At 62.8% G+C, this 25,378-nt stretch carries 30 protein-coding genes; 10 read left to right on the top strand and 20 right to left on the bottom strand.

All coding sequences use genetic code 11. The annotated features are described in order from the left end of the window. Position 1: 1 nt before the first annotated feature. From rsmD to PverR02_RS29755, 3 genes are read right to left on the bottom strand one after another with little or no spacing between them, the layout of a single operon-like run. Positions 2-619 (bottom strand): 16S rRNA (guanine(966)-N(2))-methyltransferase RsmD, encoded by a 618-nt coding sequence (gene rsmD / locus PverR02_RS29765; RefSeq protein WP_017845026.1) that lies wholly within the window; start codon positions 617-619, stop codon positions 2-4. Next, positions 619-2,109: a M16 family metallopeptidase gene (locus PverR02_RS29760; protein ID WP_079444875.1), complete on the bottom strand. Its 1,491-nt coding sequence runs from the start codon at positions 2,107-2,109 to the stop codon at positions 619-621. Before PverR02_RS29760 ends, rsmD begins: the two co-directional genes overlap by 1 nt. After that, positions 2,102-3,457 carry a M16 family metallopeptidase gene (locus tag PverR02_RS29755; RefSeq protein WP_079444874.1) on the bottom strand — a complete coding sequence of 452 codons (1,356 nt, stop codon included), beginning with the start codon at positions 3,455-3,457 and terminating at the stop codon, positions 2,102-2,104. Before PverR02_RS29755 ends, PverR02_RS29760 begins: the two co-directional genes overlap by 8 nt. 341 nt (positions 3,458-3,798) lie before the next feature. Between PverR02_RS29755 and ftsY the strand changes: the two genes are divergently transcribed. From ftsY to rpoH, 4 genes are all read left to right on the top strand, one after another. Continuing rightward, positions 3,799-5,103 (top strand): signal recognition particle-docking protein FtsY, encoded by a 1,305-nt coding sequence (gene ftsY / locus PverR02_RS29750; protein ID WP_079444873.1) that lies wholly within the window; start codon positions 3,799-3,801, stop codon positions 5,101-5,103. Then, the gene (gene ftsE / locus PverR02_RS29745) at positions 5,100-5,771 is read left to right on the top strand and encodes a cell division ATP-binding protein FtsE (RefSeq protein WP_017476533.1); all 672 of its coding nucleotides are present in this window, start codon (positions 5,100-5,102) and stop codon (positions 5,769-5,771) included. The genes ftsY and ftsE overlap by 4 nt, the downstream gene beginning before the upstream one ends. Next, positions 5,768-6,790, top strand: coding sequence for a permease-like cell division protein FtsX (gene ftsX, locus PverR02_RS29740; RefSeq protein WP_017845021.1), 1,023 nt, complete (start codon positions 5,768-5,770; stop codon positions 6,788-6,790). Before ftsE ends, ftsX begins: the two co-directional genes overlap by 4 nt. A 129-nt stretch (positions 6,791-6,919) precedes the next feature. Continuing rightward, complete coding sequence (gene rpoH, locus PverR02_RS29735; protein WP_017845020.1) at positions 6,920-7,774, top strand: RNA polymerase sigma factor RpoH; 855 nt, start codon at positions 6,920-6,922, stop codon at positions 7,772-7,774. Positions 7,775-7,898: 124 nt separating this feature from the next. On the opposite strand, the gene mtgA is transcribed toward rpoH, so the two are convergent. Beyond that, positions 7,899-8,621 (bottom strand): monofunctional biosynthetic peptidoglycan transglycosylase, encoded by a 723-nt coding sequence (mtgA, locus tag PverR02_RS29730; protein WP_017845019.1) that lies wholly within the window; start codon positions 8,619-8,621, stop codon positions 7,899-7,901. A gap of 74 nt (positions 8,622-8,695) precedes the next feature. On the opposite strand from mtgA, the gene PverR02_RS29725 reads away from it, so the two are divergent. The 4 genes from PverR02_RS29725 to trmB all read left to right on the top strand — a co-directional run bounded on the left by PverR02_RS29725 (position 8,696) and on the right by trmB (position 10,957). Next, positions 8,696-9,076, top strand: coding sequence for a DUF423 domain-containing protein (locus tag PverR02_RS29725; RefSeq protein WP_017845018.1), 381 nt, complete (start codon positions 8,696-8,698; stop codon positions 9,074-9,076). A gap of 85 nt (positions 9,077-9,161) precedes the next feature. Next, on the top strand, positions 9,162-9,362 hold the full coding sequence (gene thiS / locus PverR02_RS29720) for a sulfur carrier protein ThiS (RefSeq protein WP_046381754.1): 201 nt from the start codon (positions 9,162-9,164) through the stop codon (positions 9,360-9,362). A 65-nt stretch (positions 9,363-9,427) separates the two neighbouring features. Then, entirely contained in the window at positions 9,428-10,222 is a 795-nt protein-coding gene (locus PverR02_RS29715) for a thiazole synthase (protein WP_017845016.1), read from the top strand. Between the two features lie 9 nt (positions 10,223-10,231). Next, positions 10,232-10,957 (top strand): tRNA (guanosine(46)-N7)-methyltransferase TrmB, encoded by a 726-nt coding sequence (gene trmB / locus PverR02_RS29710; protein ID WP_017845015.1) that lies wholly within the window; start codon positions 10,232-10,234, stop codon positions 10,955-10,957. Positions 10,958-11,100: 143 nt separating this feature from the next. Here trmB and PverR02_RS29705 read toward each other — a convergent pair whose 3' ends face one another. The 9 genes from PverR02_RS29705 to PverR02_RS29665 all read right to left on the bottom strand — a co-directional run bounded on the left by PverR02_RS29705 (position 11,101) and on the right by PverR02_RS29665 (position 17,729). After that, positions 11,101-11,424, bottom strand: coding sequence for a DUF3392 domain-containing protein (locus PverR02_RS29705; protein WP_003176691.1), 324 nt, complete (start codon positions 11,422-11,424; stop codon positions 11,101-11,103). 19 nt (positions 11,425-11,443) lie between these two features. Beyond that, complete coding sequence (gene hemW, locus PverR02_RS29700) at positions 11,444-12,646, bottom strand: radical SAM family heme chaperone HemW (protein WP_079444872.1); 1,203 nt, start codon at positions 12,644-12,646, stop codon at positions 11,444-11,446. Continuing rightward, a complete protein-coding gene (gene rdgB, locus PverR02_RS29695; RefSeq protein ID WP_026139793.1) occupies positions 12,643-13,239 on the bottom strand; it encodes an RdgB/HAM1 family non-canonical purine NTP pyrophosphatase in 597 nt (198 codons plus the stop codon). The genes hemW and rdgB overlap by 4 nt, the downstream gene beginning before the upstream one ends. Next, positions 13,236-13,670 (bottom strand): DUF4426 domain-containing protein, encoded by a 435-nt coding sequence (locus tag PverR02_RS29690; protein ID WP_046381756.1) that lies wholly within the window; start codon positions 13,668-13,670, stop codon positions 13,236-13,238. The genes rdgB and PverR02_RS29690 overlap by 4 nt, the downstream gene beginning before the upstream one ends. A gap of 21 nt (positions 13,671-13,691) precedes the next feature. Then, on the bottom strand, positions 13,692-14,312 hold the full coding sequence (gene metW, locus PverR02_RS29685) for a methionine biosynthesis protein MetW (RefSeq protein ID WP_017845011.1): 621 nt from the start codon (positions 14,310-14,312) through the stop codon (positions 13,692-13,694). Between the two features lie 7 nt (positions 14,313-14,319). Beyond that, complete coding sequence (gene metX, locus PverR02_RS29680; protein WP_046381757.1) at positions 14,320-15,459, bottom strand: homoserine O-succinyltransferase MetX; 1,140 nt, start codon at positions 15,457-15,459, stop codon at positions 14,320-14,322. Positions 15,460-15,563: 104 nt separating this feature from the next. Further along, on the bottom strand, positions 15,564-16,151 hold the full coding sequence (locus PverR02_RS29675) for a YggT family protein (protein WP_046381758.1): 588 nt from the start codon (positions 16,149-16,151) through the stop codon (positions 15,564-15,566). Positions 16,152-16,190: 39 nt separating this feature from the next. Beyond that, entirely contained in the window at positions 16,191-17,009 is an 819-nt protein-coding gene (proC, locus tag PverR02_RS29670) for a pyrroline-5-carboxylate reductase (protein WP_017845008.1), read from the bottom strand. Positions 17,010-17,042: 33 nt separating this feature from the next. Next, complete coding sequence (locus PverR02_RS29665) at positions 17,043-17,729, bottom strand: YggS family pyridoxal phosphate-dependent enzyme (RefSeq protein WP_017845007.1); 687 nt, start codon at positions 17,727-17,729, stop codon at positions 17,043-17,045. Between the two features lie 57 nt (positions 17,730-17,786). On the opposite strand from PverR02_RS29665, the gene PverR02_RS29660 reads away from it, so the two are divergent. Beyond that, entirely contained in the window at positions 17,787-18,821 is a 1,035-nt protein-coding gene (locus PverR02_RS29660; protein WP_079444871.1) for a type IV pilus twitching motility protein PilT, read from the top strand. A gap of 73 nt (positions 18,822-18,894) precedes the next feature. Here PverR02_RS29660 and PverR02_RS29655 read toward each other — a convergent pair whose 3' ends face one another. Continuing rightward, positions 18,895-19,530 (bottom strand): C40 family peptidase, encoded by a 636-nt coding sequence (locus tag PverR02_RS29655; protein WP_046381760.1) that lies wholly within the window; start codon positions 19,528-19,530, stop codon positions 18,895-18,897. Between the two features lie 250 nt (positions 19,531-19,780). Between PverR02_RS29655 and PverR02_RS29650 the strand changes: the two genes are divergently transcribed. Then, positions 19,781-20,209 carry a TM2 domain-containing protein gene (locus PverR02_RS29650; protein WP_017845004.1) on the top strand — a complete coding sequence of 143 codons (429 nt, stop codon included), beginning with the start codon at positions 19,781-19,783 and terminating at the stop codon, positions 20,207-20,209. A 141-nt stretch (positions 20,210-20,350) separates the two neighbouring features. On the opposite strand, the gene PverR02_RS29645 is transcribed toward PverR02_RS29650, so the two are convergent. The 6 genes from PverR02_RS29645 to PverR02_RS29620 form a co-directional block, all read right to left on the bottom strand. Beyond that, entirely contained in the window at positions 20,351-21,622 is a 1,272-nt protein-coding gene (locus tag PverR02_RS29645) for a dihydroorotase (protein WP_057003953.1), read from the bottom strand. Further along, positions 21,619-22,623, bottom strand: coding sequence for an aspartate carbamoyltransferase catalytic subunit (locus tag PverR02_RS29640; RefSeq protein WP_017845002.1), 1,005 nt, complete (start codon positions 22,621-22,623; stop codon positions 21,619-21,621). Before PverR02_RS29640 ends, PverR02_RS29645 begins: the two co-directional genes overlap by 4 nt. Before the next feature lie 24 nt (positions 22,624-22,647). Then, positions 22,648-23,154 carry a bifunctional pyr operon transcriptional regulator/uracil phosphoribosyltransferase PyrR gene (gene pyrR, locus PverR02_RS29635; RefSeq protein WP_017845001.1) on the bottom strand — a complete coding sequence of 169 codons (507 nt, stop codon included), beginning with the start codon at positions 23,152-23,154 and terminating at the stop codon, positions 22,648-22,650. An 84-nt stretch (positions 23,155-23,238) separates the two neighbouring features. Beyond that, the gene (ruvX, locus tag PverR02_RS29630) at positions 23,239-23,676 is read right to left on the bottom strand and encodes a Holliday junction resolvase RuvX (protein ID WP_005792259.1); all 438 of its coding nucleotides are present in this window, start codon (positions 23,674-23,676) and stop codon (positions 23,239-23,241) included. After that, positions 23,676-24,245: a YqgE/AlgH family protein gene (locus PverR02_RS29625; protein WP_017845000.1), complete on the bottom strand. Its 570-nt coding sequence runs from the start codon at positions 24,243-24,245 to the stop codon at positions 23,676-23,678. The genes ruvX and PverR02_RS29625 overlap by 1 nt, the downstream gene beginning before the upstream one ends. A 197-nt stretch (positions 24,246-24,442) precedes the next feature. Then, entirely contained in the window at positions 24,443-25,348 is a 906-nt protein-coding gene (locus PverR02_RS29620) for an energy transducer TonB (protein WP_079444870.1), read from the bottom strand. Positions 25,349-25,378 lie beyond the last annotated feature (30 nt).

Raw genomic sequence — 25,378 nt, 5'->3', positions numbered from 1 at the left:
TTCAGGCCGAGGGCTGTACCGAACGTTGCCACAATGCGTAATACACCCGCCCGGATTTCTGTTCCCGGTGCAGGCGCCAGCTGCCGGGCAGGCCCAGGCTGGATGGCGCACTTTCGCTTTCAGTGTAGATCCACGAGTCCGGCGCCAGCCATTGGCGCTCTTCCAGCAACGCGCACACGGTCGGCAGCAGGTTCTGGTTGAACGGCGGGTCGAGGAACACCACGTCGTATTCGCTGGCGGCCTGGGTTTCCAGGTAGCGCAACGCGTCGGCGGTCTGCACCTGGCCGTTGGTGCAACGCAGGGTGCCCAGGTGTTCCTTGAGGCTGGACACCGCCACATTGCTGGCATCCAGCGCCTGTGCCTGGGCCGCGCCACGGGACAGCGCCTCGAGGAACAGCGCGCCGCTGCCGGCAAACGGGTCGAGTACCTTGGCCCCGGCGATGTAGGGTGCCAGCCAGTTGAACAGGGTTTCACGCACGCGATCCGGCGTTGGGCGCAGGCCCACGACGTCGGGGAAGCTGAGCTTGCGGCTGCCCCATTCACCGCCAATGATGCGCAGTTGGCCCACACCGTTATGCACGTTGTGGACAGGTTTTTTCGGGCGAGATGAACTGGCCATTAATGCTCCGGAACCCCGAGCGGCTGCTCGGCAGGTTTATCAGTGGGGGGCGGTAGTGGCTTTTGCGCAGTCGTCGGGCCGGCGGTCACGATGACCATCTTGTCGGCGCTCAGGTGTTTGTTCAAAGCCGCTTTGACCTGTTCTACGGTCAGGGCCTGGGATTGTTTCATGAAATCTTCCAGATAGCTCAGCGGCAGGTTGTAGAAACCCATGGCGCCCAGCTGCCCGACGATATCGGCGTTGCTCGCGGTGGACAGCGGGAAGCTGCCGCTCAGCTCGCGCTTGGCGTCATCCAGCTCCTTTTGCGTCGGGCCGGTCTTGAGGTAGTCGGCCAGCACGTCTTCCACCAGGCGCAGGGTGCCGCTGCTCATTTCCGCGCGGGTCTGCAGGTTGATCATGAACGGGCCGCGCACTTGCATCGGCGAGAAACCGGAGTAGACGCCGTAGGTCAGGCCGCGCTTCTCGCGCACTTCACTCATCAAGCGGGTGCCGAAGCCCCCGCCGCCGAGGATCTGGTTGCCCAGGGACAGGGCGGCGTAGTCCGGGTCGGCGCGATCGATGCCCAGTTGCGCGAACAGCAGGTGCGTCTGCTTGGACGGGAACTCGATATGGCTCAAACCGGCCTTGGGCTCAGTCGGCTGGGCGATCTTCGCCAGGGCCGGGCCTTTGGGCAGCGAGGCCGAGACCTTGGCGGTCATGGCTTCGGCCTCGGCGCGGGTCAGGTCGCCCACCACGGCAATCACAGCGTTACCCGCGGCATACGCCTTGGCGTGGAATGCCTGCAACTGTGCCTGGGTGATTGTCGGAACGCTCTCGGCCGTGCCTTCGCTCGGGTGAGCATACGGGTGGTCGCCGTACAGGCGCTTGAACAGCTCCAGGCTCGCCAGTTTGCCGGGGTTCTGCTTCTGATACTCAAAGCCGGCGAGGATCTGGTTCTTGATGCGCGCCAGGGAGTCGGCGGGGAAGGTCGGTTTGCCGATCACCTGGTCAAACAGCGCCAGGGCGGCGTCGCGCTTGTCGCTGTCGCTCAGGCCGCGCAGGGACACCAGCGCCATGTCGCGGTAAGCGCCATTGCCGAAGTCCGCGCCGAGGCCTTCAAAGCCGCTGGCGATCTGGCTCACATTCTTGCCCGGCACGCCTTCGTTGAGCATGGCGTTGGTCATCAGCGCCACGCCGGGGACGTTGCCGTCCTGGCTGCTGCCGGCGGCGAACAGGATACGCATGTCGAACATCGGCAGTTCGTGGGCTTCGACGAACAGCACCTTGGCGCCTTCGGCGGTGTTCCAGGTCTGCACGTCGAGCTTGCGGTTGGTCGGCGCCTTGCCGTCCAGTTCCGCCAGGGATTGCAGTGTGTGGGTCGACTGGGCTTTTTCCAGCGCCGGGCTGGCGACGGATTCGCTTGGGCGCAGGAAATACACCGCGCTCGCCGCGATCAGGGTGACGGCGATCAGGCCGGGCAGGATCAGGCGGCTGCTTTTGCGATCACTCATGAGCGGTCTCCTCAGGCAGGACATGGGCGACGCTGAGACGTTCGCGGGTGAAATAGGTACGTGCGGCCTTCTGGATATCGTCCGGGGTCACGCTTTGCAGGTCGGCCAGTTCGGTGTCCATCAGTTTCCAGGACAGGCCGACGGTTTCCAGGGAGCCGATGGCGGTCGCCTGGCTGGTGATCGAGTCGCGCTGGTAGACCAGGCCGGCAATGACCTGGGCGCGGATGCGCTCCAGTTCCTCGGCGGTCGGCGGCTTGGCTTTGAGTTCTTCCAGCAGGCGCCACAGGCCGGCTTCGGCTTGTGCGATGGTCTTTTTCTTCTGCTGGTTCGGTGTGGCGCTCAGGGTGAACAGGCTGTCACCGCGGGTGTAGGCGTCGTAGTTGGTGGAGGCGGAGGAGACCAGCTCTTCACCGCGTTCGAGCCGTTCCGAAATGCGCGCGCTGTAGCCGCCGTCGAGCAGGGCCGAGATCAGGCGCAGGGCTTGTACCGAGCGTTTGTCCGTGGCGGTGGCCAGGCCGGGCACGTTGAAGCCCAGGATCACGCTCGGCAGTTGGGTCTGCACATGCATCGTCAGCAGGCGCTCGCCGGGCTCGGCCAGTTCCAGCGGGATCTTCGCCGGTGGCACGTCACGTTTGGGGATCGGGCCGAAGTAGCGCTGGGCCAGGTTCTTCACCTCGTCCGGGGTCACGTCGCCGACCACCACCAGGGTGGCGTTGTTCGGCACGTACCAGGACTGGTACCAGTGGCGCAGTTCTTCGACCTTCATGCGGTCGAGGTCGGCCATCCAGCCGATGGTTGGCGTGTGGTAGCCGCTGGCCGGGAAGGCCATGGCCTTGAAGCGCTCGAAGGCCTTGGACATCGGGTTGTCGTCGGTGCGCAGGCGGCGTTCTTCCTTGATCACTTCGATCTCGCGGCTGAACTCGTCGGCTGGCAGGCGCAGGCTGGCCATGCGGTCGGCTTCGAGTTCGAAGGCGACACCCAGGCGATCACGCGCCAGCACTTGGTAGTAGGCGGTGTAGTCGTCGCTGGTGAAGGCGTTCTCTTCGGCGCCCAGGTCGCGCAGGATCAGCGAGGCTTCGCCGGGGCCGACCTTGGAACTGCCCTTGAACATCATGTGTTCCAGAGCGTGGGACAAACCGGTCTGGCCCGGGGTTTCGTAGCTCGAACCGACTTTGTACCAGACCTGGGAAACCACCACCGGCGCGCGATGGTCTTCGCGCACGACCACTTTGAGGCCGTTATCCAGGGTGAATTCATGGGTGGGTTGTGGGTCGGCAGCCAAGGCTGAGAGGGGCAGACAAACTGTGCTGAGCAGCAGGCCTGCGGCGCGGCGGGCTAGAGCATTCATTCGTTTTTAAACCTGTTGGGCTGCCCGCTTGGTCTTAGCGTCGGCGGGCGAGGAGGTGCTAGGATACTGATCCGATTTGGGGACGGCCACTGCGGTCGTCATACCGTTCTGGATTCAGTTGTAGGAATTTTGAAGTTTGCTACGGTTTTCCCCGACAATCTTCAGCTTTTCGCCGATGTTATCGCTTCAATTCCATATTGAATCGATTTGTTGAGGCCTTTATTTACGCCTTACAAAATGTTGCGCATGAACGAGCGAGCGTTAAAGCAGTCTGTTCTGCATCGAATTTTTATTTACCGAGGCGCCCTTGGCGCGTCGCTACCTTGAGATAGCCGTCCTCCATGTTTGGTTCCAACGACGACAAGAAGAGCCCAGCTGCGGCTGGCGAGAAAAAAGGCCTGTTCGGATGGCTGCGCAAAAAGCCGCAGGAAACCGTCGTCGAACAGCCGCAGGTTCAATCTGAGCCGACCCCTGAGCCCTTGGTAGGTGCCGAACCGACCGCGCCGGTGGCGCAAGCCGAGCCTGAGCACAAACCGTGGCTGGCACTGCCGGTGGCCGAAGAGCCCGTGGCACTGGTCGAAGATGTGCAGGCCGAGCATGTGACGCCGCCGATTCCGCAGGTTGAGCCGGTGGCGGTCGAGCCGACTCCCGCGCCTGTTGTGGCCGCGGCGCCCGCCGTGATCGCGCCGTCGCCCGTGGTTGCCGCCGAACCGAGCAAAACCGGGTTCTTCGCCCGCCTCAAGCAAGGCCTGAGCAAAACCAGCGCGACCATCGGCGAAGGCATGGCCAGCCTGTTCCTGGGCCGGAAGACCATCGATGACGAACTGCTGGAAGACATCGAAACCCGTCTGCTGACCGCCGACGTGGGTGTCGAAGCCACCGCCGTGATCATCCAGAGCCTGACCCAGAAGGTCGCGCGCAAGCAGTTGACCGACGCCGATGCGCTGTACAAATCCCTGCAGGCCGAGCTGGCCGCGATGCTCAAGCCGGTCGAAGCGCCGTTGGTGATTACTCCGAAGAAGCCGTTCGTGATCCTGGTAGTCGGCGTCAATGGCGCCGGCAAGACCACCACCATCGGCAAACTGGCCAAGAAGCTGCAGTTGGAAGGCAAGAAAGTCATGCTCGCCGCCGGCGACACCTTCCGCGCCGCGGCCGTCGAGCAGTTGCAGGTCTGGGGCGAGCGCAACAAGATCCCGGTCATCGCCCAGCACACCGGCGCCGATTCCGCTTCGGTGATCTTCGATGCCGTGCAAGCCGCCAAGGCCCGCAACATTGATGTGCTGATCGCCGATACCGCCGGTCGCCTGCACACCAAAGACAACCTGATGGAAGAGCTGAAGAAAGTGCGCCGCGTGATCGGCAAGCTCGACGGCGAGGCTCCGCACGAAGTCCTGCTGGTGCTCGACGCCGGTACTGGCCAGAACGCCATCAGCCAGGCCAAACAATTCCACCAGACGGTGCAACTGACCGGCCTGGCATTGACTAAGCTCGACGGCACGGCCAAGGGCGGCGTGATCTTCGCCCTGGCCAAGCAGTTCGGGTTGCCGATTCGGTATATCGGCGTCGGTGAAGGTATCGACGACCTGCGCACCTTTGAAGCCGAACCCTTTGTCCAGGCACTGTTTGCCGAGCGGGAGCGTTCATGATTCGATTCGAACAGGTCGGTAAACGCTATGCCAATGGGCATGTCGGCTTGCATGAGCTGAGTTTTCGAGTGCGTCGCGGCGAATTCTTGTTTGTCACCGGCCATTCGGGTGCCGGCAAAAGTACCCTGTTGCGCCTGCTGCTGGCCATGGAACGCCCGACCACCGGCAAGCTGCTGCTGGCCGGCCAGGATCTGGCCACCATCAGCAATGCGCAGATTCCGTTCCTGCGCCGCCAGATCGGCGTGGTGTTCCAGAACCACCAGTTGCTGTTCGATCGCACGGTGTTCAATAACATTGCGTTGCCGTTGCAGATCCTTGGGCTGTCCAAGGCCGAAATCATCAAGCGCGTGGACTCGGCGCTGGAGCGCGTGGCGTTGTCGGACAAGACCGACCTCTACCCCGGCGACCTGTCCACCGGCCAGCAACAGCGCGTCGGCATCGCCCGCGCCATCGTCCACCGCCCGGCCTTGCTGCTGGCGGACGAACCCACCGGTAACCTCGACCCGCGCCTGGCGGCCGAGATCATGGGCGTGTTCGAAGACATCAACCGCCTGGGCACCAGCGTGCTGATCGCCAGTCACGACCTGGCACTGATCGCGCGCATGCGCCATCGCATGCTGACCCTGCAACGCGGTCGCCTGATCGGCGACGGGGAGGCTGGCGTATGAGTGCGACACGCAGCCCCAAGGTTTCCGAGCGCGTTGCGCCGAAACCGGCCGACCCGCAACCGAAAAAGAAAAAACACGACGAAGACGACGGCCCGGATTTCGCCACGCTGCTGCGTGCCTGGATCGAAAGCCATCGTGCCAGCCTGCTCGACAGCCTGCGTCGCCTGGGCAAGCAGCCGATCGGCAGCTTTTTCACCTGCCTGGTGATGGCCGTGGCCTTGAGCCTGCCCATGGGCTTGTCGCTGCTGCTTAATAATGTGGAGCGCCTGGGCGGTTCCTGGCAGCGCGCCGCGCAGATTTCGCTGTACCTGAACCTGGATGCCAGCGCCAAAGACGGCGAGGCCCTGCGCGAAGAGATCAAGAACCTGCCGGGCGTGGCGGATGCCGAGTACATCAGCCGCGATCAGGCCCTCGAGGAATTCCAGCAACAGTCCGGCCTGGGCGAGGCGCTCAAGGAGCTGCCGCAGAACCCGCTGCCGGGCGTGGTGCTGGTGACGCCGAATGAAGTCGACAAACCGGCCCTGGAAGCCCTGCGACAAAAACTCGCAGAGATGCCCAAGGTGCAACAGGCGCAACTTGATCTAGTCTGGGTAGAGCGCCTGGCGGCGATTCTCAAGCTGGGCGACCGCTTTGTGTTCGGCCTGACGGTGTTGTTGGTGTCTGCATTACTTTTGGTGATAGGTAATACCATTCGTCTTCATATTGAAAACCGTCGCACCGAGATAGAAGTGATTAAACTGGTCGGCGGCACGGACAGCTATGTGCGTCGTCCTTTTCTGTACATGGGCGCGCTTTATGGCTTCGGTGCGGGGATTTTGTCCTGGGGCTTATTGGCGTTCGGCCTGGACTGGCTGAACGACGCGGTCATCGGGCTTGCCGGCTTGTACGGCAGTGATTTCGCCCTGGCCGGGGTGCCGGTCGCCGATGGTCTGTCGCTCTTGCTTGGCGCGGTCTTGTTGGGGTATATCGGTGCGTGGATTGCGGTCGCACGGCATTTACGTGAGCTGGCACCGAAGTAGTTAATGTCAGATTAATGTGGTTTCGTTTGTATTGACCGTATCAGTGGTTTAGGGAACTTGTCCTACGGTTCCCGGTCAATTTTCGCAGTGCTGAACTGCACGAGTTATGTGAGTCGGAGGTTTTTTCGTATGACCACTTCTTTGCAACCTGTTTATGCCTTGGTCCCGGGTGCGAACCTGGAGGCCTATGTGCACACGGTCAACAGCATTCCATTGCTGACGCCGGAGCAGGAGCGTGAACTGGCCGAGAGTCTCTACTATGAGCAGGATTTGGGGGCGGCTCGGCAGATGGTGCTCGCCCACCTGCGTTTTGTCGTACATATCGCCCGTAGCTATAGCGGCTACGGCCTGGCCCAGGCTGACCTGATCCAGGAAGGCAACGTCGGCCTGATGAAGGCAGTGAAGCGCTTCAACCCGGAAATGGGTGTGCGCCTGGTGTCGTTCGCCGTTCACTGGATCAAGGCGGAAATCCACGAGTTCATCCTGCGCAACTGGCGCATCGTGAAAGTCGCGACCACCAAGGCCCAGCGCAAGCTGTTCTTCAACCTGCGCAGCCAGAAAAAACGCCTGGCGTGGCTGAACAACGAAGAAGTCCACCGCGTGGCCGAAAGCCTCGGTGTGGAGCCGCGTGAAGTGCGCGAGATGGAAAGCCGCCTGACCGGCCATGACATGGCCTTCGACCCGGCCGCTGAAGCGGACGACGACAGCGCCTTCCAATCGCCGGCCAACTACCTGGAAGACCACCGGTACGACCCGGCGCGTCAACTGGAAGACGCCGACTGGAGCGACAACTCCAACCACAACCTGCACGAAGCGCTGGAAGTGCTGGACGACCGCAGCCGTGACATCCTCTACCAGCGCTGGCTGGCCGAAGAAAAAGCCACGCTGCACGACCTGGCGCAGAAGTACAACGTGTCGGCCGAGCGGATTCGTCAGCTTGAGAAAAGCGCGATGAACAAGCTGAAGCTGTCGATCGCCGCTTAAAACTGTGGGAGGGGCGGTGCGACGATTCGACTTGCCCCCGATAGCTGAGTGTCAGTCGACATCAAGGTGACTGATCCATTGCTATCGGGGGCAAGCCCCCTCCCACATTTATTTCTGTGTTGTGTCAGTCGGACCAAGGCGCCTTGCGCGAATTGTTCAACTCAACCAGATAGCCATCCCCACCCAATTGGCTCATCTGCTGGCGAATCCATGCCGCCCGCCGTGCCACATAGGCCGTTGGATGGCTGGCGCTCCATACCCGTGGATTGGGTAGCACCGCCGCCAGGTAGCTGGCCTGCTGCCGAGAAAGCGCCTTGGCACTCACCCCGAAGTGATGCTGCGCCGCCGCTTGCGCACCGAACACCCCTTCGTCCCATTCCACGCTGTTGAGGTACACCTCAAGGATCCGCTGCTTGGGCCACAGCACCTCGATCAGCCCGGTAAACCAGGCCTCCAGGCCCTTGCGCAGATAACTGCGGCCGGACCACAGGAACAGGTTCTTCGATACCTGCTGGCTCAGCGTACTGGCGCCGCGGATCGAGCCGCCGCGCTCGTTGTGCAGGAGCGCCGCCTGGATCGCGCCGAAATCGAAGCCCCAATGTTGTGGGAAACGCTGGTCTTCACCCGCCATCACCGCCACTTTGAGGTCGTTGGAGATCTCATCCCACGGCACCCAGGTGCGCTGCAGGTCAATCGGTTCGCCGTCAAACCAGGATTCGATCTTGCGCTCCACCATCAGCGCCGTGAACGGCGGCGGTACGACACGAAACAGCAGCACCAGCAACACACTGCCGATGGCAAACCATTTCACGGCTTTGAGAAAACGATTGAAGAGGACACGCAGCATAGAGATGGCTTGGCCGAACCCGTTGAGCGGGCCATTATACAGACCCTGCCCAATGAGTCTGACTGGAGTTCCTCATGCTGCGTGGCTTTCTGATGCTGGCTGCTTTTTTCGGCTTCACCGGTGTCGCCCTCGGTGCGTTCGCTGCCCACGGCTTGAAAAACCGCCTGAGCGCCGAGTACCTGGCGATTTTCCATACCGGCGTGACCTACCAACTGGTCCACACCCTGGCGCTGTTCGGCGTGGCGTTGCTCGCGGCGCACCTGCCTGGCCGCCTGGTCACGTGGGCGGGCGTGTCGTTCGTCGTCGGCATCCTGCTGTTCTCCGGCAGCCTGTATGTGCTGACGATGACTGGCATCAGCAAGCTCGGCATCATCACGCCGTTCGGTGGCCTGGCGTTTCTGCTCGGTTGGTTCCTCCTGGGGCTGGCGGCGTGGCGCTTGCAGCAGGCGGCCTGAAGCGCGCTACTGATCAAAGGGCCTTGGGCCAGCTACGCCAATCGGGCTAGAATGCTTGCCCCTAAAAACGATGGCGGCCCATGGCATGCACATTCAGTTGAACGGCGAACCCTTTGAACTGCCCGACGGTGAAACCGTTGCGGCCCTGCTGACCCGTCTGGACCTGACCGGGCGTCGCGTCGCAGTGGAGCTCAACCAGGATATCGTCCCGCGTAGCCAACACGTCGAGACTGCGCTCACCGAAGGTGACCAGGTCGAAGTGGTCCACGCCATCGGCGGCGGCTAGTCGTCCGGCGCCCAGGCGCGCCACCCCGGATTCTGCAGAACCTCACCCCACTTCGAGGATTTCCCATGAGCATCGTTCGTAGCGACAAGCCCTTCGTCCTGGCCGGTCGTACCTACCAGTCCCGTCTGCTGGTAGGCACCGGCAAGTATCGCGATATGGAAGAAACCCGCCTGGCCATCGAAGCCTCGGGCGCCGAGATTGTGACCGTGGCCGTGCGCCGCACCAACATCGGCCAGAACCCGGGCGAACCGAACCTGCTGGATATCCTGCCGCCGGACCGCTACACCATCCTGCCGAACACCGCCGGCTGCTACGACGCCATCGAAGCCGTGCGTACCTGCCGCCTGGCCCGTGAGCTGCTCGACGGCCACAACCTGGTGAAGCTGGAAGTGCTGGCCGACCAGAAAACCCTGTTCCCCAACGTGATCGAAACCCTCAAGGCCGCCGAAACCCTGGTCAAGGAAGGCTTCGACGTGATGGTCTACACCAGCGATGACCCGATCATCGCCCGCCAACTGGCCGAAATCGGCTGCATCGCCGTGATGCCGCTGGCCGGCCTGATCGGCACTGGCCTTGGGATCTGCAACCCGTACAACCTGCAGATCATCCTCGAAGAAGCCAAGATCCCGGTGCTGGTGGATGCGGGCGTGGGCACTGCCTCCGACGCGACCATCGCCATGGAGCTGGGCTGCGAAGCGGTGCTGATGAATTCGGCCATCGCCAATGCCCAACAGCCGATCATGATGGCCGAAGCCATGAAACACGCCATCGTCGCGGGCCGCCTGGCCTACCTCGCCGGGCGCATGCCGAAAAAACTCTACGCCAGCGCCTCCTCGCCGCTGGATGGTCTGATCAAGTAAGAGCCATTGATGACTGAATCAAACGAAACGCCGAACACCGTGGAACAGGGCGACGAGTCCAAGCACCGCCGCATCAAGAGCTTTGTGATGCGCGCCGGTCGCATGACCGAAGGCCAGCAAAAGGGCCTGGAGCAAGGCACGCCGCTGTTCGTCCTGCCCCTGGCCGACGCGCCGGTGGACTATGACCAAGTGTTCGGCCGTTCGGCCCCGCGCTCCCTGGAAATAGGCTTCGGTATGGGCCACTCCCTGCTGGAAATGGCCGCCGCCGCGCCGGAACAGGATTTCATCGGTGTGGAAGTCCATCGCCCAGGTGTCGGCGCGCTGCTCAATGGCGTGCTGACCCAGGGTTTGACCAACCTGCGGGTCTACGACTGCGACGCGATTGAAGTGCTCAACCGCTGCATCGCCGACAACAGCCTCGATCGCCTGATGCTGTTCTTCCCCGACCCATGGCACAAAAGCCGTCACCACAAGCGCCGCATCGTCCAGGCGTCCTTCGCGGAACTGGTACGCAGCAAGCTGAAAGTCGGCGGTATCCTGCACATGGCCACCGACTGGGAACCCTATGCGGAATACATGCTGGAAGTGATGAACGTCGCCCCTGGCTACCGCAACCTGGCCGAAGACGGCAAATGCGTACCACGCCCGGCCGAGCGCCCGATCACCAAGTTCGAACGCCGCGGCGAGCGGTTGGGGCATGGGGTGTGGGATTTGAAGTTCGAGAAAGTCGACTGATCAGCCAGTAACTTGGAATGCGGTCAAAAAATGTGGGAGGGGGCTTGCCCCCGATAGCGGTGGGTCAGTCATAGAGTGGTTGACTGACACTCTGCTATCGGGGGCAAGCCCCCTCCCACATTGGTTTTGTGTTGGGTTTGGGATCAGCGGCGGTCGGCGACGACGCCGATCAATACCAGCACCACCACCAATACCGGCGCCAGGCTGTAGTTATTGAACTGGCTCAGCCCCCGCACAATCCACGGCGTGGCGTAGATCAGCGCCGCGCCGCTGCCGATCATGCACAGCAGGGCCATCAACGGTACGCGCAAGGCGCCGGCGATGCTGCCCAGGCGGGCCTCGACCCAGCCTTTGATGTCGGCGCCGAACAGCACCAACAGGCAGCCGACGAGGGCCAGGGAGATTTCCGACAGGTTGCTGCGGCTCCAGCGGGATACGGTGGCGAGCAGGTCGAGTACCAAATCCATTCGATTTCCTTAAGAGCGATCAGCTCAAAAACTTCTGCAACAGGTCATTGAGAAAGAGTTGCCCGCGGTCAGTCGCCGCCAGGCGTGACGGTTCGACCTGCATTAAGCCACTTTGTTCTGCCTCGGTGCGGCCTTGCGCGAGGCTTGCCAGCGCCAGCCCGGTGCGTTCGGCGTAGAGCTTGGCTTCGACGCCTTCGGTGAGGCGCAGGGCGTTCATCAGGAACTCGAACGGCAGCTCTTCGTTGGTCAGCGCGTTCGTGCCGGCCAGGAAGCTTTTGGCCGGGTTGAGGTAGTCCTTCGGTGCGCGGGTCTTCCAGGTGCGGACGATGCGCCCGTCCGGGTAGCTGAGCTTGCCATGGGCGCCGGCACCGATGCCGATGAAGTCGCCGAAGCTCCAGTAGTTGAGGTTATGTCGCGCCGCTCGCCCCGGTTGCGCATAGGCCGAGACTTCATATTGCGCGTAACCGTGTTCGGCCAGCAGCGCCTGGCCGGCTTCCTGGATATCCCACAGGGTGTCGTCTTCCGGCAGCGTCGGCGGCTGGTTCCAGAATACGGTGTTGGGCTCCAGGGTCAGTTGGTACCACGACAAATGGGTCGGTTTGAGCGCGATGGCCTGGCGCAGGTCGCTCAGAGCGTCGTCCAGGGACTGATCGGGCAAGCCATGCATCAGGTCCAGGTTGAAGTTGTCGAACCCGGCCTGGCGCGCCATGCCGGCGGCGCGCACGGCTTCATCGCCGTTGTGGATACGGCCCAGGGCCGCGAGTTTTTCCTGCTGGAAGCTCTGGATGCCGATGGACAGGCGGTTGATCCCCAGCTTGCGGTACGCCACGAACTTCTCTTGCTCGAACGTTCCCGGGTTGGCTTCCAGGGTGATCTCGATGTCGTCGGCAAACGGGATACGTGCTTCCACGCCCTTGAGCAGACGGCCCAGCGCGGCGGCACTGAACAGGCTCGGCGTGCCGCCACCGAAGAAGATCGAACTCAGTTCCCTGCCATAAACCGCGTGCAGGTCCTGATCGAGGTCGGCCAGCAGCGCATCGACGTACTCTTCTTCCGGCAACACAGGGCTGGCGGTGTGGGAGTTGAAGTCGCAATAAGGGCATTTGCGCACGCACCACGGGATGTGGATGTACAGCGCCAGGGGCGGCAGATGGGGCAGGGCCGCCCGTGGAGTTTGCGCGCCGCCGTGGATCAGCGGCTGCGCGGAGGTGTTCTGGGTCATTTCAAGCCCAGGCGCTGGCGCAGCAAAGCCATGGCGCGGGCGCGGTGGCTGATCTGGTTTTTGTCGGCCGGGCTCAGTTCGGCGCTGGAGACATCGCGCTCCGGCACCCAGAACAGCGGGTCGTAGCCAAACCCATGCGCGCCGCTGGCCGCATGCAGGATGCGCCCGTGCCACAGGCCTTCGCAGAGGATCGGCAACGGATCGTCGGCATGTCGCACCAGGGCCAGCACGCAGACGAACTGCGCGCCACGCTCGGCATCCGGCACGTCCTTGAGCACATCGAGCAGCTTGGCGTTGTTCGCCGCGTCGCCTTTGCCGTCGGCATAGCGCGCCGAATAGATACCGGGGGCGCCGCCGAGGAAGTCCACCGCCAGGCCCGAGTCGTCCGCCAGCGCCGGCAGGCCGGACAGGCGCGCGGCATTGCGCGCCTTGAGGATGGCGTTCTCGACGAACGACAGGCCCGTTTCTTCGGGCTCGACCTGGCTGAACTCGCCGATCGAGCGCAGTTGCACGGACTCGCCGAGCATGGCCTGGAGTTCTTTGAGTTTGCCGGCGTTATGGCTGGCCAGCACGAGTTGAGTCAGGTTCATCAGTCCGCCGGAAACAGTTCCTGGTTGAATTGGAAACCATGGGCCTTGCCGCCGGTTTCAACGTTGATGGTGAAAACCCGCACTTCCTGTTGCGGTACGTTGTAGGGCGCGAGGTAATAGATCGCACCTTTTTCGGTAATCTGCTTGAACGTCAGGATTTCGCTCCTGCCGCTCAGGTCTTTGATCGTGCCGGTCACTTGCGCGGCCACGGGCGTCACGCCCTTGATCACGGTCACGTTGATCAAGCCCTTGTTCTTGCTGCGTACCACGCCGACAGCCTGGGCCGTATCGGGTTGCAGGAAGCTGGAGGTGAAGGTGTTGTAGTGTACGGTGATATCGCCAAATTCCTTCTGGCGCTTACTGTCGATGGCATCGGCGGCCATGGCGCTGACGCCCAGGCACGCGGTGAGTAGAAATACAGCCAGGCGTCTCATATTCGTCTTCCTCGAAAATAGTTAGACGGCGATCTTGTGGTCTGTCAGGCCCGGGCTGCTGACCCGGTAAATCCCGATTTCACCCAACAGGTTGGGCCATAGTTTACTCGCCCAGCCGTGGCGGTGCTGTTGATCGACGGCAAGGCGGTTGATCACCTTGGCTTCCCGCTCGCCACACAGGGCTTCGAAGTCTTCGAAGGTGCAAAAGTGGATGTTCGGCGTGTTGTACCACGTGTACGGCAGGAAATCCGACACCGGCATGCGGCCCTTGGTGGCCAGGTACCAGCGGCAGCGCCAGTGACCGAAGTTGGGGAAGGTGATGATGCACTGGCGGCCGACGCGCAGCATTTCGTCGAGGATGCGGTCCGGGTAATGCACCGCCTGCAGGGCCTGGGTCATCACCACGACGTCGAAGCTGTTGCTGGCAAAGTTGCCCAGGCCCTTGTCCAGGTCCTGCTCGATCACGTTGATGCCCTTGGCCACGCACTCGGCGATGTTGTCCGGGTCGTTTTCCAGGCCATAGCCGGTGACTTGCTTGTTGTCGCGCAGCCAGCTCAGCAGTTCGCCATTGCCGCAGCCAAGGTCGAGCACGCGGCTGCCGGCGGGTATCCAGTCTTGGATGATTTCCAGGTCGGCTCTCATGGCGTTCTCACAGAGTTATGCGGTTCATGTAGTTACTGAACGCCTGCAGATAACGAGGAATCGGGATCAGGAAGGCGTCGTGGCCTTGCGGAGCATCGATTTCCAGGTAGCAGACGTCTTTCTTCGCCGCCATCAAGGCATCCACCAGTTCCCGCGAGCGGGCCGGCGAGAAGCGCCAGTCGGTGGTGAACGACATCACGCAGAACTTGGCCGACGCGCCCTCGAAGGTTTTCGCCAGGTCGTCGTCGAAGTTGGCGGCCGGGTCGAAGTAGTCCAGGGCCTTGGTCATCAGCAGGTAGGTGTTGGCGTCAAACCGCCCGGAGAACTCTTCGCCCTGATAGCGCAGGTAGCTTTCCACCTGGAACTCGACGCTGTGGAAGTCGTAGTTGAGTTTCTCGCTCTTGAGGCCGCGGCCGAATTTCTCGCCCATGGAATCGTCGGACAGGTAGGTGATATGCCCAACCATCCGCGCCAGCATCAAGCCGCGCTTGGGGATCACGCCGGCTTCCTGGAACGAGCCGCCGTGGAAGTCCGGGTCGGTCAGGATCGCCTGGCGCGCCACTTCGTTGAAGGCGATGTTCTGCGCCGACAACTTGGGGGCCGAGGCGATGGCCAGGCAATGGCGCACGCGATCGGGGTAAGTGATGGTCCATTGCAGGGCCTGCATGCCGCCGAGGCTGCCGCCGATCACGGCGGCCCATTGCTGGATGCCCAGCCGGTCGGCCAGGCGCGCCTGGCTGTGGACCCAGTCTTCCACGGTCAGTACCGGGAAGTCGGCGCCGAAGGGCTTGCCGGTTTCCGGGTTGAGGCTGCTGGGGCCGGTCGAGCCGTTGCAGCCGCCGAGGTTGTTCAGGCTGACCACAAAGAACTTGTTGGTATCGATGGGCTTGCCGGGGCCGATGCAGCTGTCCCACCAGCCGGGCTTGCGCTCGTCGACGCTGTGGAAGCCCGCGGCGTGATGATGGCCGGACAAGGCGTGGCAGATCAGCACGGCGTTGCTCGCCGTGGCGTTCAACTGGCCGTAGGTTTCATAGATCAGGTCGTAGGCTGGCAGCGAACGTCCGCAGGCCAGGGCCAGCGGTTCGCTGAAGTGCGCCATTTGGGGCACGACCAGTCCAACAGAATCGGGGGGAAAGGCAGCTGGCATCGACCCTGCTCTCGTTTAAATGAGGCGTAAGTCTAAAGACCGCTGCCCCTAGCGGCAAGCAAAGGCCGGAGGTTATCCGGCCCTGACACGCAAGCGGGGCCGAATCAGATCAGCCCGAACAGCTCTTTGGGCATGAATGCATAGAACGCCAGGCGCGGGATCACCCAGCTTTGCAGGAGCTGGATCGCGATAAACGCGAAGATCGGCGAGATGTCCAGACCGCCCAGGTTGGGGATCAACCGGCGGAACGGCGCCAGCACCGGTTCGGTGATCTGCGCGACCAGCTCGGCCCCAGGGCTGCGGCTGCCGGGTGCGACCCACGAGAGGATCACGCTGATGATCATCGACCAGAAGAGGATCTTCAAAAACAGCGAGAAAACCCCGATCAGCGCCCATGGCAGCAGCAGGAGGGTCAAGGCCTGGTAGCCGTTGAGCATCAGGATCACCGCGAACAGCAGGACCTGCAGCAGCAGCGCCAGCACCAGCGAGGACATGTCCAGCCCGAACAGGCTCGGGATTACCCGGCGCAGGGGCTTGAGCAGCGGCTGGGTGGCCTTCACCACGAACTGGCACAGCGGGTTGTAGAAGTTCGCCCGCACCAGTTGCAGGATAAAGCGCATCAGCACGATCAGCAGGTACAGGCTGCCCAGGGTCTGGATGATGAAAATGGCAGCGTCATTGATTCCGAGCATGTTCGATTCCTATCTAGTCCAGTTGCAGGTTGGGGACGACTATTTGCCCAGTTGCTCGGCCATCTCGGCCGAACGATGTGCCGCGGCACCCAGTGCTTTTTCCACCAGGGCTTCGAAGCCCCCGGCCTGGAACGATTCAATGGCGGCTTGCGTGGTGCCGCCGGGGGAGGTCACGCGGCGGCGCAGTTCGGCGGCATCCACGTCGCTGGTCACGGCCATCTGCGCGGCGCCCAGGGCGGTTTGCGCAGCCAGTTGCTCGGCGATGTCCCGGCTCAGGCCCAGTTTCACGCCGGCGGCGGTCATGGCTTCGATCAGCAGGAAGAAGTAGGCAGGGCCGCTGCCGGAGACGGCGGTCACCGCGTCCAGTTGCTCTTCCTGTTCCAGCCACAGGGCGATGCCCACGGCGGACAGCAGTTCCTGGGCCTGGTCGCGCTGTTCGGCGCTCACCTGGGCGGTGGCATACAAACCGCTCACGCCTTTGCGCAGCAGCGCCGGGGTGTTGGGCATGCAGCGCACGATGGGCTGGGCGCCGAGCCAGCGGTTCATGCTGGCGCAGGTGATGCCGGCGGCGATGGACACCACCAACTGGTGCGGCTGCAGGCTCGGGCGCAGGCTTTCGCACACGGCCTTCATGGCTTGCGGCTTGACCGCCAGCACGATCACGTCGACGCCCTGGATGGCCTCGGCGTTGTCGGCGAAGGTGTCGATACCGTGTTCGGCGCTGACGCGGGCGCGGGTTTCGGCGCCCGGATCGCTGGCGCGGATCTGTTGGGCTTGCAGGCCCTTGGCCCGCAGGCCGCCGATCAGGCTGGCCGCCATGTTGCCGGCGCCGATAAAGGCAATACGCGTGTTGCTCATGACAGGTCCTTATTCAGTGGGAAGTCGGCCATTTCACGGCTGACCGTAGTCGCGGGCGCCAAACAGGGCGGTACCGATCCGCACCCAGGTGGCGCCTTGGGCGATGGCCGACTCGAGGTCGTGGCTCATGCCCATGGAAAGTGTGTCGAGCGGCAGGTTCAAACTGGCCTGCAGGTCGCGGACGGCGGCGAACGCTGCATCCTGTGCGGCGCGGTCTTCGGTCGGTTCAGGGATCGCCATCAAACCGCGCAACTTCAAGCGCGGCAGGGCGCTGATCGCGTTGGCCAGCGCCGGCAGGTCGGCGGGCGTGCAGCCGGACTTGCTGGCTTCGCCACTGACGTTGACCTGGATGCAGATGTTCAGCGGGGCCAGGTCGGCCGGGCGTTGTTCGGACAGGCGTTGTGCGATTTTCAGGCGGTCCACGGAATGCACCCAAGCGAAGTTCTCGGCGATCGCGCGAGTCTTGTTCGATTGAATGGGGCCGATGAAGTGCCAACTCAAGGGCAGGTCGGTTAATTCGGCCTGTTTGCCCAAGGCTTCCTGCAGGTAGTTTTCGCCGAAATCGCACATCCCGGCGGCATAGGCTTCGCGCACGGCTTGCGCGGGCTTGGTCTTGCTCACGGCCAGCAGGTGGATGCTGTTTGCGTCACGTTGCACGGCGTCGGCTGCGGCGCGGATGCGCTGGCGAACCTGGCCAATGTTGTCTGCTATCGTCGACATTCAAGATGCGCCCGTGGATATGGAGTCCGCGGCATTCTACTGGAAATGGAAAGCCCTATGGATATCACTGAATTACTCACGCACAGCGTGCGCCGGGGCGCCTCCGACCTGCACCTGTCGGCCGGCCTCGCACCGATGCTGCGGATGGATGGCGAGGTCTGGTCCCTGGATGGGCCAGTGCTGTCACCCACGCACGTGGCGGATTTGCTCAGCCCTTTGCTCAACCGCTACCAACAAAAGGATTTCGAAACATCTCTTGAAACGGATTTCGCCTTCGAGCTGCCCGGTGTCGGGCGATTCCGGGTGAATGTGTTCCAGCAGGCGCGTGGCATGGGCGCGGTGTTTCGCAACATCCCCGCCCAGGTCCAGAGCCTGGAAAGCCTCGGGTTGGGCGCGGTGTTCCAACGTATCGCCGAACTGCCGCGCGGCCTGGTGCTGGTGACCGGGCCCACGGGTTCGGGCAAGTCGACCACCCTGGCGGCGCTGATCGATCACCTCAACCAGCACCGGCGCCAGCACATCCTCACCTTGGAAGACCCCATCGAGTTCATCCACCAGCCCTGCCGGGCCCTGATCAACCAGCGCCAGGTGCATCGCGACACCCACAGTTTTTCGGCGGCCTTGCGTTCGGCACTGCGGCAAGACCCGGATGTGATCCTGGTGGGTGAACTGCGTGACCTGGAAACCATCCGCCTGGCGCTGACGGCGGCTGAGACCGGGCATCTGGTCTTCGGCACCCTGCACACCGCATCGGCGGCCAAGACCGTGGATCGCCTGGTGGACGTGTTTCCGGTGGGAGAAAAACCGATGGTCCGCTCAATGCTCTCGGAGTCGCTGCAGGCGGTGGTGTCCCAGGTGCTGGTCAAGAAGATCGGCGGCGGGCGCGTGGCGGCCCATGAAATCATGCTGTGTACGCCCGCCATTCGCAATTTGATCCGCGAAGACAAGGTGGCGCAGATCGTATCGGCGATTCAGACCGGTGGCGCATCGGGGATGCAGACGTTGGATATGCGCTTGAAGGCCTTGGTCACGCAGGGCGTGATCAGCCGGGAGGCGGCGCGGGAGAAGGCGAGGGTGCCTACAGACATATGAGACTTGTGGGCAATGAAATCAAATGAGGGAGGGGCAAGCCCCTCCCACATGGGTACTGTATTCCAGCGTCAGATCAGCGTTGGACGATCCGCAGGTTGTTCTGTTCTTTCGGCAGAACCCGCTTGGCGATCACGTAGTTCTTGTCCCAGAACGGCTTCTTCAGGGTATCGATGCTGACCGACTTGCCGCGACGCGGTGCGTGGATAAAGCGGTCGTTGCCCAGGTAGATGGCAACGTGGTTAACCCGGCGGCTCTTCAATTTGAAGAACAGCAGGTCGCCCGGCTTCAAGTCCTTGCGGTCAACCTTCTGCCCGTGGCCGGCGGCCATGGCGTTGGAGGTGCGTGGCAAATCCACCGCGGCAACGTCGTTGAATGCATATTTTACCAGGCCGCTGCAGTCGAACCCTTTACTTGGGCTGCTGCCGCCCCAACGATAAGGTGTACCGAGCACATTCACGGCGCGGCTGAGGACGGTGCTGCTTTGCTTGGTGTTACCCGCCATCAGGCCGGGTGTTGCCTTACCGTGGGCCTTGCTCAGTTGAGTCGGGCGGCTGACGGTAGGCTTTACGGATTTGGCCGTGCTGGGTGTGCTGTGGACTTTCGGGGTGAAGCCGTTGACGTTAGGAAGTCGTTGCTCACGATTGGTGGCGTGGGCGGCCAGTGGCATTAATAGGCAAATGGTTAGCCATGTCTTGAAAAATGGTCGCATTAGGCGTGGCTCTTATGGGTTTGCGCGCAACTTTATAACAGCTTTTTGTGTCGTTCTCAGGCCGTTTGTCGACTGAACCTTGGGGTCAAACTCAGGAAATACGCGACGAATCGCCGCAATTGTCCTACACAAGTCAGGTGGCATCAGGCTTTCAGGGGAGCGAAGATACCATCGGCCATACGTCGGGCGCATGTAAAAAAGTCACAAAGAAAGTGAAAAAATTTATCTATCGCAGCAAAAGAGGTACGCCATGAACACCTATCGACAGGATGTTTCGCAGCAAGACACCCACAGCAAGGTGATCGGTTACCTGCTCTGGATTTTTGGTTTTACCGGGGCGCATCGCTTCTATTACGGCAAACCCGTCACCGGGACGATCTGGTTTTTCACGTTGGGCTTGCTGGGGATCGGCTGGCTGATCGACTTGTTCCTGATTCCGGCGATGGACCGTGAAGCCGACCTGCGTTTTACCGCCGGCCCGATCGAATACAACGTGGCCTGGATTCTGTTGGCGTTTCTCGGGGTGTTCGGTGTACACCGGATGTACCAGGGCAAATGGATCACCGGCCTGCTGTACCTGCTGACCGGCGGCCTGTTCCTGGTGGGGGTGCTGTATGACTTCTGGACGTTGAATACGCAGATATCGATCCGTAACGCCGAGCTAAGAGGCGGGCGCTGATCTCTCAAGCTCTATAGAGAACCCAATGTGGGAGGGGGCTTGCCCCCGATGGCGGTGGACCAGTCAGCTTATCTGTAGCTGACCCACTGCTATCGGGGGCAAGCCCCCTCCCACATTGACTGTGCTCACTCCAGACTTGTATCAGGCCTGGTAGCTGATGCGTCCGTCCACCAGGGTGTAGCGCACGCTCGCCGGCAGGCTATGGCCGATGAACGGGCAGTTTTCGCCCTTGGACAGCCAGTGCTCGCCGGCAATCGTCGAGCTGGCCGGATCGAACAGCACCAGGTCTGCCGCCGCCCCCACCGCCAACTTACCCGCCGGCAGGCGCAAGGCTTCGGCAGGGCCTGCACTCAGGCGCGCCAGCAGCGTCGGCAGGTCGAGCAAGCCATCCTCCACCAGCGTCATCGCCAACGGCAGCAACAGCTCGACGCTGCTGATACCCGGCTCGGTCGCGCCGAACGGTGCCAGCTTGGCATCGCGCTCGTGGGGCTGGTGATGGCTGGAAATCGCCGACACCACACCGGACTTCACCGCCGCACGCAAACCCTCGCGGTCGGCACGGGTGCGCAGCGGCGGTTGTACGTGATACAGGCTGGAGAAGTCGATCAGCGCCTCGTCCGTCAGGATCAACTGATACAGCGCCACGTCCGCCGTCACCGGCAAGCCGCGGGCCTGGGCCTGGGCGATCAGGGCCACGCCGCGGGCGCTGGTCAGTTGGCTGAAGTGCGCGCGCACGCCGCTTTGTTCCACCAGCAGCAGATCGCGGGCCAGGGCCACGGTTTCCGCGGTCTCCGGGATGCCCGGCAGGCCGAGGAAGCTGGCCACGGCGCCTTCATGGGCCAGGCCGCCTTCGGCCAGGTCGCGGTCCTGGGAGTGGAAGATCACCGTCAGGTCGAAGGTGGCCGCGTATTCCAGGGCACGGCACAGCGTGCGGGTGCTGCGGAAACTCTCCAGGCCGTTGCCGAAGGCCACGCAACCGGCATCGCGCAGCGCAATCAGTTCGGCCAGTTGCTCGCCTTCCAGGCCTTTGCTCAGGGCGCCGATGGGGAACACTTTGCAATTGCCGGCTTCGCGGGCGCGGTCGAGGATCAGCTCGGCCACGGCTGAGGTGTCCAGCACCGGCTTGGTGTGCGGCGGGCAGCACAGGCTGGTGACGCCACCGGCGGCGGCGGCGCGGGTTTCGCTGGTGATGTTGCCTTTGCGGCTGTAACCCGGCTCGCGCAGGGCGACGTTCAGGTCGACCAGGCCAGGCGCGGCCACCAGGCCCTTGGCGTCGAGGGTCTCACTGGCGCTGAAGCCAGCGGGCGCAGCGCCGATGGCGATGATCTTGCCGGCTTCCAGATGAAGATCGGTGACTTGATCCAGGCCACTGGCCGGATCAATGACGCGGGCGCCGAGAATGCTGAGCTTCACTGGGCCTTCTCCTGCTCGAATTGACGTTGCGCGGTTTGCCCGCTCATGGCCATGGACAGCACCGCCATGCGTATGGCGATGCCGTAGGTCACCTGGTTGAGAATCACCGACTGGTTGCCGTCGGCCACCGCCGATTCGATCTCCACCCCTCGGTTGATCGGCCCCGGGTGCATCACGATGGCATCCGGCTTGGCTCCGGCCAGGCGCGTGGTGGTCAGGCCGAACAGGCGGTAGAACTCGCCTTCGCTCGGCAACAGGCCACCGGACATGCGTTCGCGTTGCAGGCGCAGCATGATCACCACGTCCACATCCTTGAGGCCTTCGGTCATGTCGGTGTAGACCTTCACGCCGTATTGCTCGATGCCGATCGGCAGCAGGGTTTTCGGCGCGATCACGCGGATATCCGGGCAACCCAGGGTTTTCAGGGCCAGCATGTTCGAGCGCGCTACCCGCGAGTGCAGGATGTCGCCGACGATGGCCACCGAGAGGTTTTCAAAGCTGCCTTTGTGCCGACGGATGGTGAGCATGTCGAGCATGCCCTGGGTCGGGTGGGCGTGACGGCCGTCGCCGCCGTTGATGATCGCCACCTGCGGGCAGACGTGCTCGGCGATGAAGTGCGCGGCGCCGGAGTCGCCGTGGCGCACCACGAACATGTCGGCGGCCATCGCTTCGAGGTTGCGCAGGGTGTCGAGCAGGGTCTCGCCCTTGCTCGCCGAGGAGGTCGACACGTTCAGCGTGATCACGTCGGCCGACAGGCGCTGGGCCGCCAGTTCGAAGGTGGTGCGGGTGCGCGTGGAGTTCTCGAAGAACACATTGCAGATGGTCTTGCCGCGCAGCAGCGGGACCTTCTTCACCGCGCGGCCACCGACTTCGAGGAACGAGTCGGCGGTGTCGAGGATTTCGGTGAGCAGTTCGCGGGGCAAACCGTCGAGGGACAAGAAGTGTTGCAGCTGGCCCTGAGCATTGAGCTGCAGCGGGCGCTTGGCATCTAGAGGCGTCATCGCGGGGACTCTTTACAAGGCGGGTTAAAGGGCAAGGTCTTGCAGTTCGAGTACGAGCGGCGTGGGACCGGACAATTTTACCCGCTGCTGGGCTGAAAGCGACAGGGTCGCGCCGACCACATCCGGGCTGATCGGCAGCTCGCCGGCGTCCAGGTCCAGCAGGCAGACCAGCGTCACGCTGGCGGGGCGGCCGTAGTCGAACAGCTCGTTCAGCGCGGCGCGGACGGTGCGGCCGCTCATCAGCACGTCATCGATCAGCACCAGGTGCTGGCCTTCGATCTCGAACGGCAGGGCCGACGGGCGCACTTGCGGGTGCAGGCCGTTCTGGCTGAAGTCGTCGCGGTAGAAGGACACATCCAGCGTACCCAGCGGCGAATCGTTGCCCAGCTCTTGCAGCAGCGCCTGGGCCACCCACACGCCACCCGTGCGAATGCCGATGAAGCGCGGCTCGCTGATGCCACGGTGTTTCAGGTGGGCCTTGAGGCGAATCGCCATCTGGCTGATCAGTTCGGCGGGGTTTGGCAGGCTCATGGTCGCTCCTTCAAGGCCTTGCGCGGCAGGGTTTGCCAGCAAGGACCGGGCTCAAACGTAAAAAGACGCGGCAAGCCGCGTCAGTCAGGATTCAAATAACGCGGTGTTTTCATCCAGCCAACCCTGCAACAGCAAGGCCGCGGCGATGGCGTCCACCGGGTTGTCGCGGTAGCTGCCTTTCTGCCCGCCACGGTCGCGGCGCTCACCCTTGGCTTCGAAGGTCGTCAGGCGCTCGTCGTGGGTATAAAAGGGCAGGTTGTAGCGGCCGTTGAGGCGGCGCGCGAACTTTTCGGCGCGCAGGCACATGTCGCTGGGGGTGCCGTCCATGTTCAAGGGCAGGCCGACCACCACCGCGTCGGGCTTCCACTCCTTGATCAGGGCTTCGACCTGGTTCCAGTCCGGTATGCCGTTCTGGGCTTTCAAGGTACACAGCTCGCGGGCCTGGCCGGTGATGACCTGGCCGACAGCGACGCCGATCTGTTTGGTGCCGTAGTCAAAACCGAGGATCAGACGCAAGGCCATCAGGCGTGCCCCGCCTGGCTGGTCAGCAGGCTGAGGTTGACCCGCAGCTTGGCCGCGGCCGCGTCCAGGCGCAGTTCGGCGGCAGTGTTGAACAGAATGTCGGCATCGTAGGGGCAGGTCAGCCAGGCGTTACTGGCCAGCTCGGCCTCCAGTTGCCCGGCTTCCCAGCCAGCGTAGCCGAGGGTGATCACACTCTGTTCGGGGCCGACGCCGTCGGCGATGGCGAACAACACATCCTGGGATGTGGACAGCGACACGCCGTCGAGGTCCACCGTGGCCTGGAATTTCGGCCCGGTCGGGTGCAGCACAAAGCCGCGATCGGTCTGCACCGGCCCGCCGATATAGATCGGCACGCCCTGGCAGCGGGCTGGCGGGTCGATCTCCGGGCGCAGTTGCTCGAGGATATCGGCCAGGTTCAGCTCTTGCGGGCGGTTCACCACCAACCCCATGGCACCATTGGCCGTGTGCTCGACAATGTAGGTCAAGGTCTGCGCAAAGTTCGGGTCGGCCATATGGGGCATGGCGATCAGGAATTGGTGCTTGAGGTAGGTCGGGCTGACATTTTTCATGTCCGCTAGTGTGGCGTTGGAGGGGCGAACTGACAAGCTGGGAGTGATCCGAATACAGCGCCGTCGCCTTTTCTGTAGGAGCGAGCTTGCTCGCGAAAAACGCCAACGATAACGAAGTGCTCCAGGTAGAACCGCGTCGCTCTCAAGTTTTTCGCGAGCAAGCTCGCTCCTACAGTGATTGGTGTTGATTGGGGTTATCAGTTGCTGGACAGGCGATCGCCCTTGGCAAACCGCCAGGTGCGGATGATTTCCAGGCGGTCCACGTCATTCAAGTCGCCGCTGAACGGCGCAAAGGGCGCGGCCAGGCGCACGATGCGCTGGGCGGCCTGGTCCAGCAGCGGCTGGCCGGACGATTCGAGTACCTGCACTTCATATAACGTGCCGTCGCGGTTGATCGACACCAGCAAGCGCAAATTGCCATAAATCTGCTGGCGGCGGGCCTCGTCCGGGTAGTTGAGGTTGCCGATGCGTTCGACCTTCTTGCGCCACTCGTCCTTATACCAGGCGCCTTTGTCGCGCATGGTGGACGCCGCGTTCAGGCGGTAGATGCGCGGGCGCTTGGCGTACAGCTGTTGCTCATTGGCCAGTTCGGCTTCGAGGCTGGAGATCTGGTCGGAGAGCTGCGAGCTGTCGAAGGTCGGCGTCGGCTTGACGGGCTCGGGTCGCGGTTCGGTCTTGGTTTTCTCGCGCTGGGTCGCGGCTTTTTGCGGTTTCGGCGCGACGGTGGTCACCACAGGCTTGGGCGCGGCCTGGGGGACTTCGGGCTTGGGCGTCGGTGGCGGGGAGACTTTATTTACCTTGTTGTCCTGGAACGGCGCCACTTCGGTGGTCTTGGGCACGGCTTTCTTGTCCAGCGTGCCGCTGCCCTGCTGATTGTCCTGGGCGAGAAAATCGGCCTTCTCGGGCTTCTTTTCGCTCTTGAACGTGGCGAGGGTGATTTCCAGGGTCTTGGTGATTTGCTTGGGTTCGACCATGGTGAAACCCACGCCGAGGATCAGCGCCAGGTGGATCAATGCCGCGAGAAACAGGGTAAATCCGAGCCGATCAGCCGGGCGCACGCCGCTGGGGGAGGGTTCGAAGGGCAGATCGGACGGGAGTGTCATGACAATAAAACCAACATCGCGTGTTTCACA

Origin of the sequence: Pseudomonas veronii, assembly GCF_002028325.1 — a bacterium.
Classification (GTDB): domain Bacteria; phylum Pseudomonadota; class Gammaproteobacteria; order Pseudomonadales; family Pseudomonadaceae; genus Aquipseudomonas; species Aquipseudomonas veronii.
Note: the sequence above shows the minus strand (reverse complement) of the source record. Positions and strands in the feature narration are given on the sequence as shown.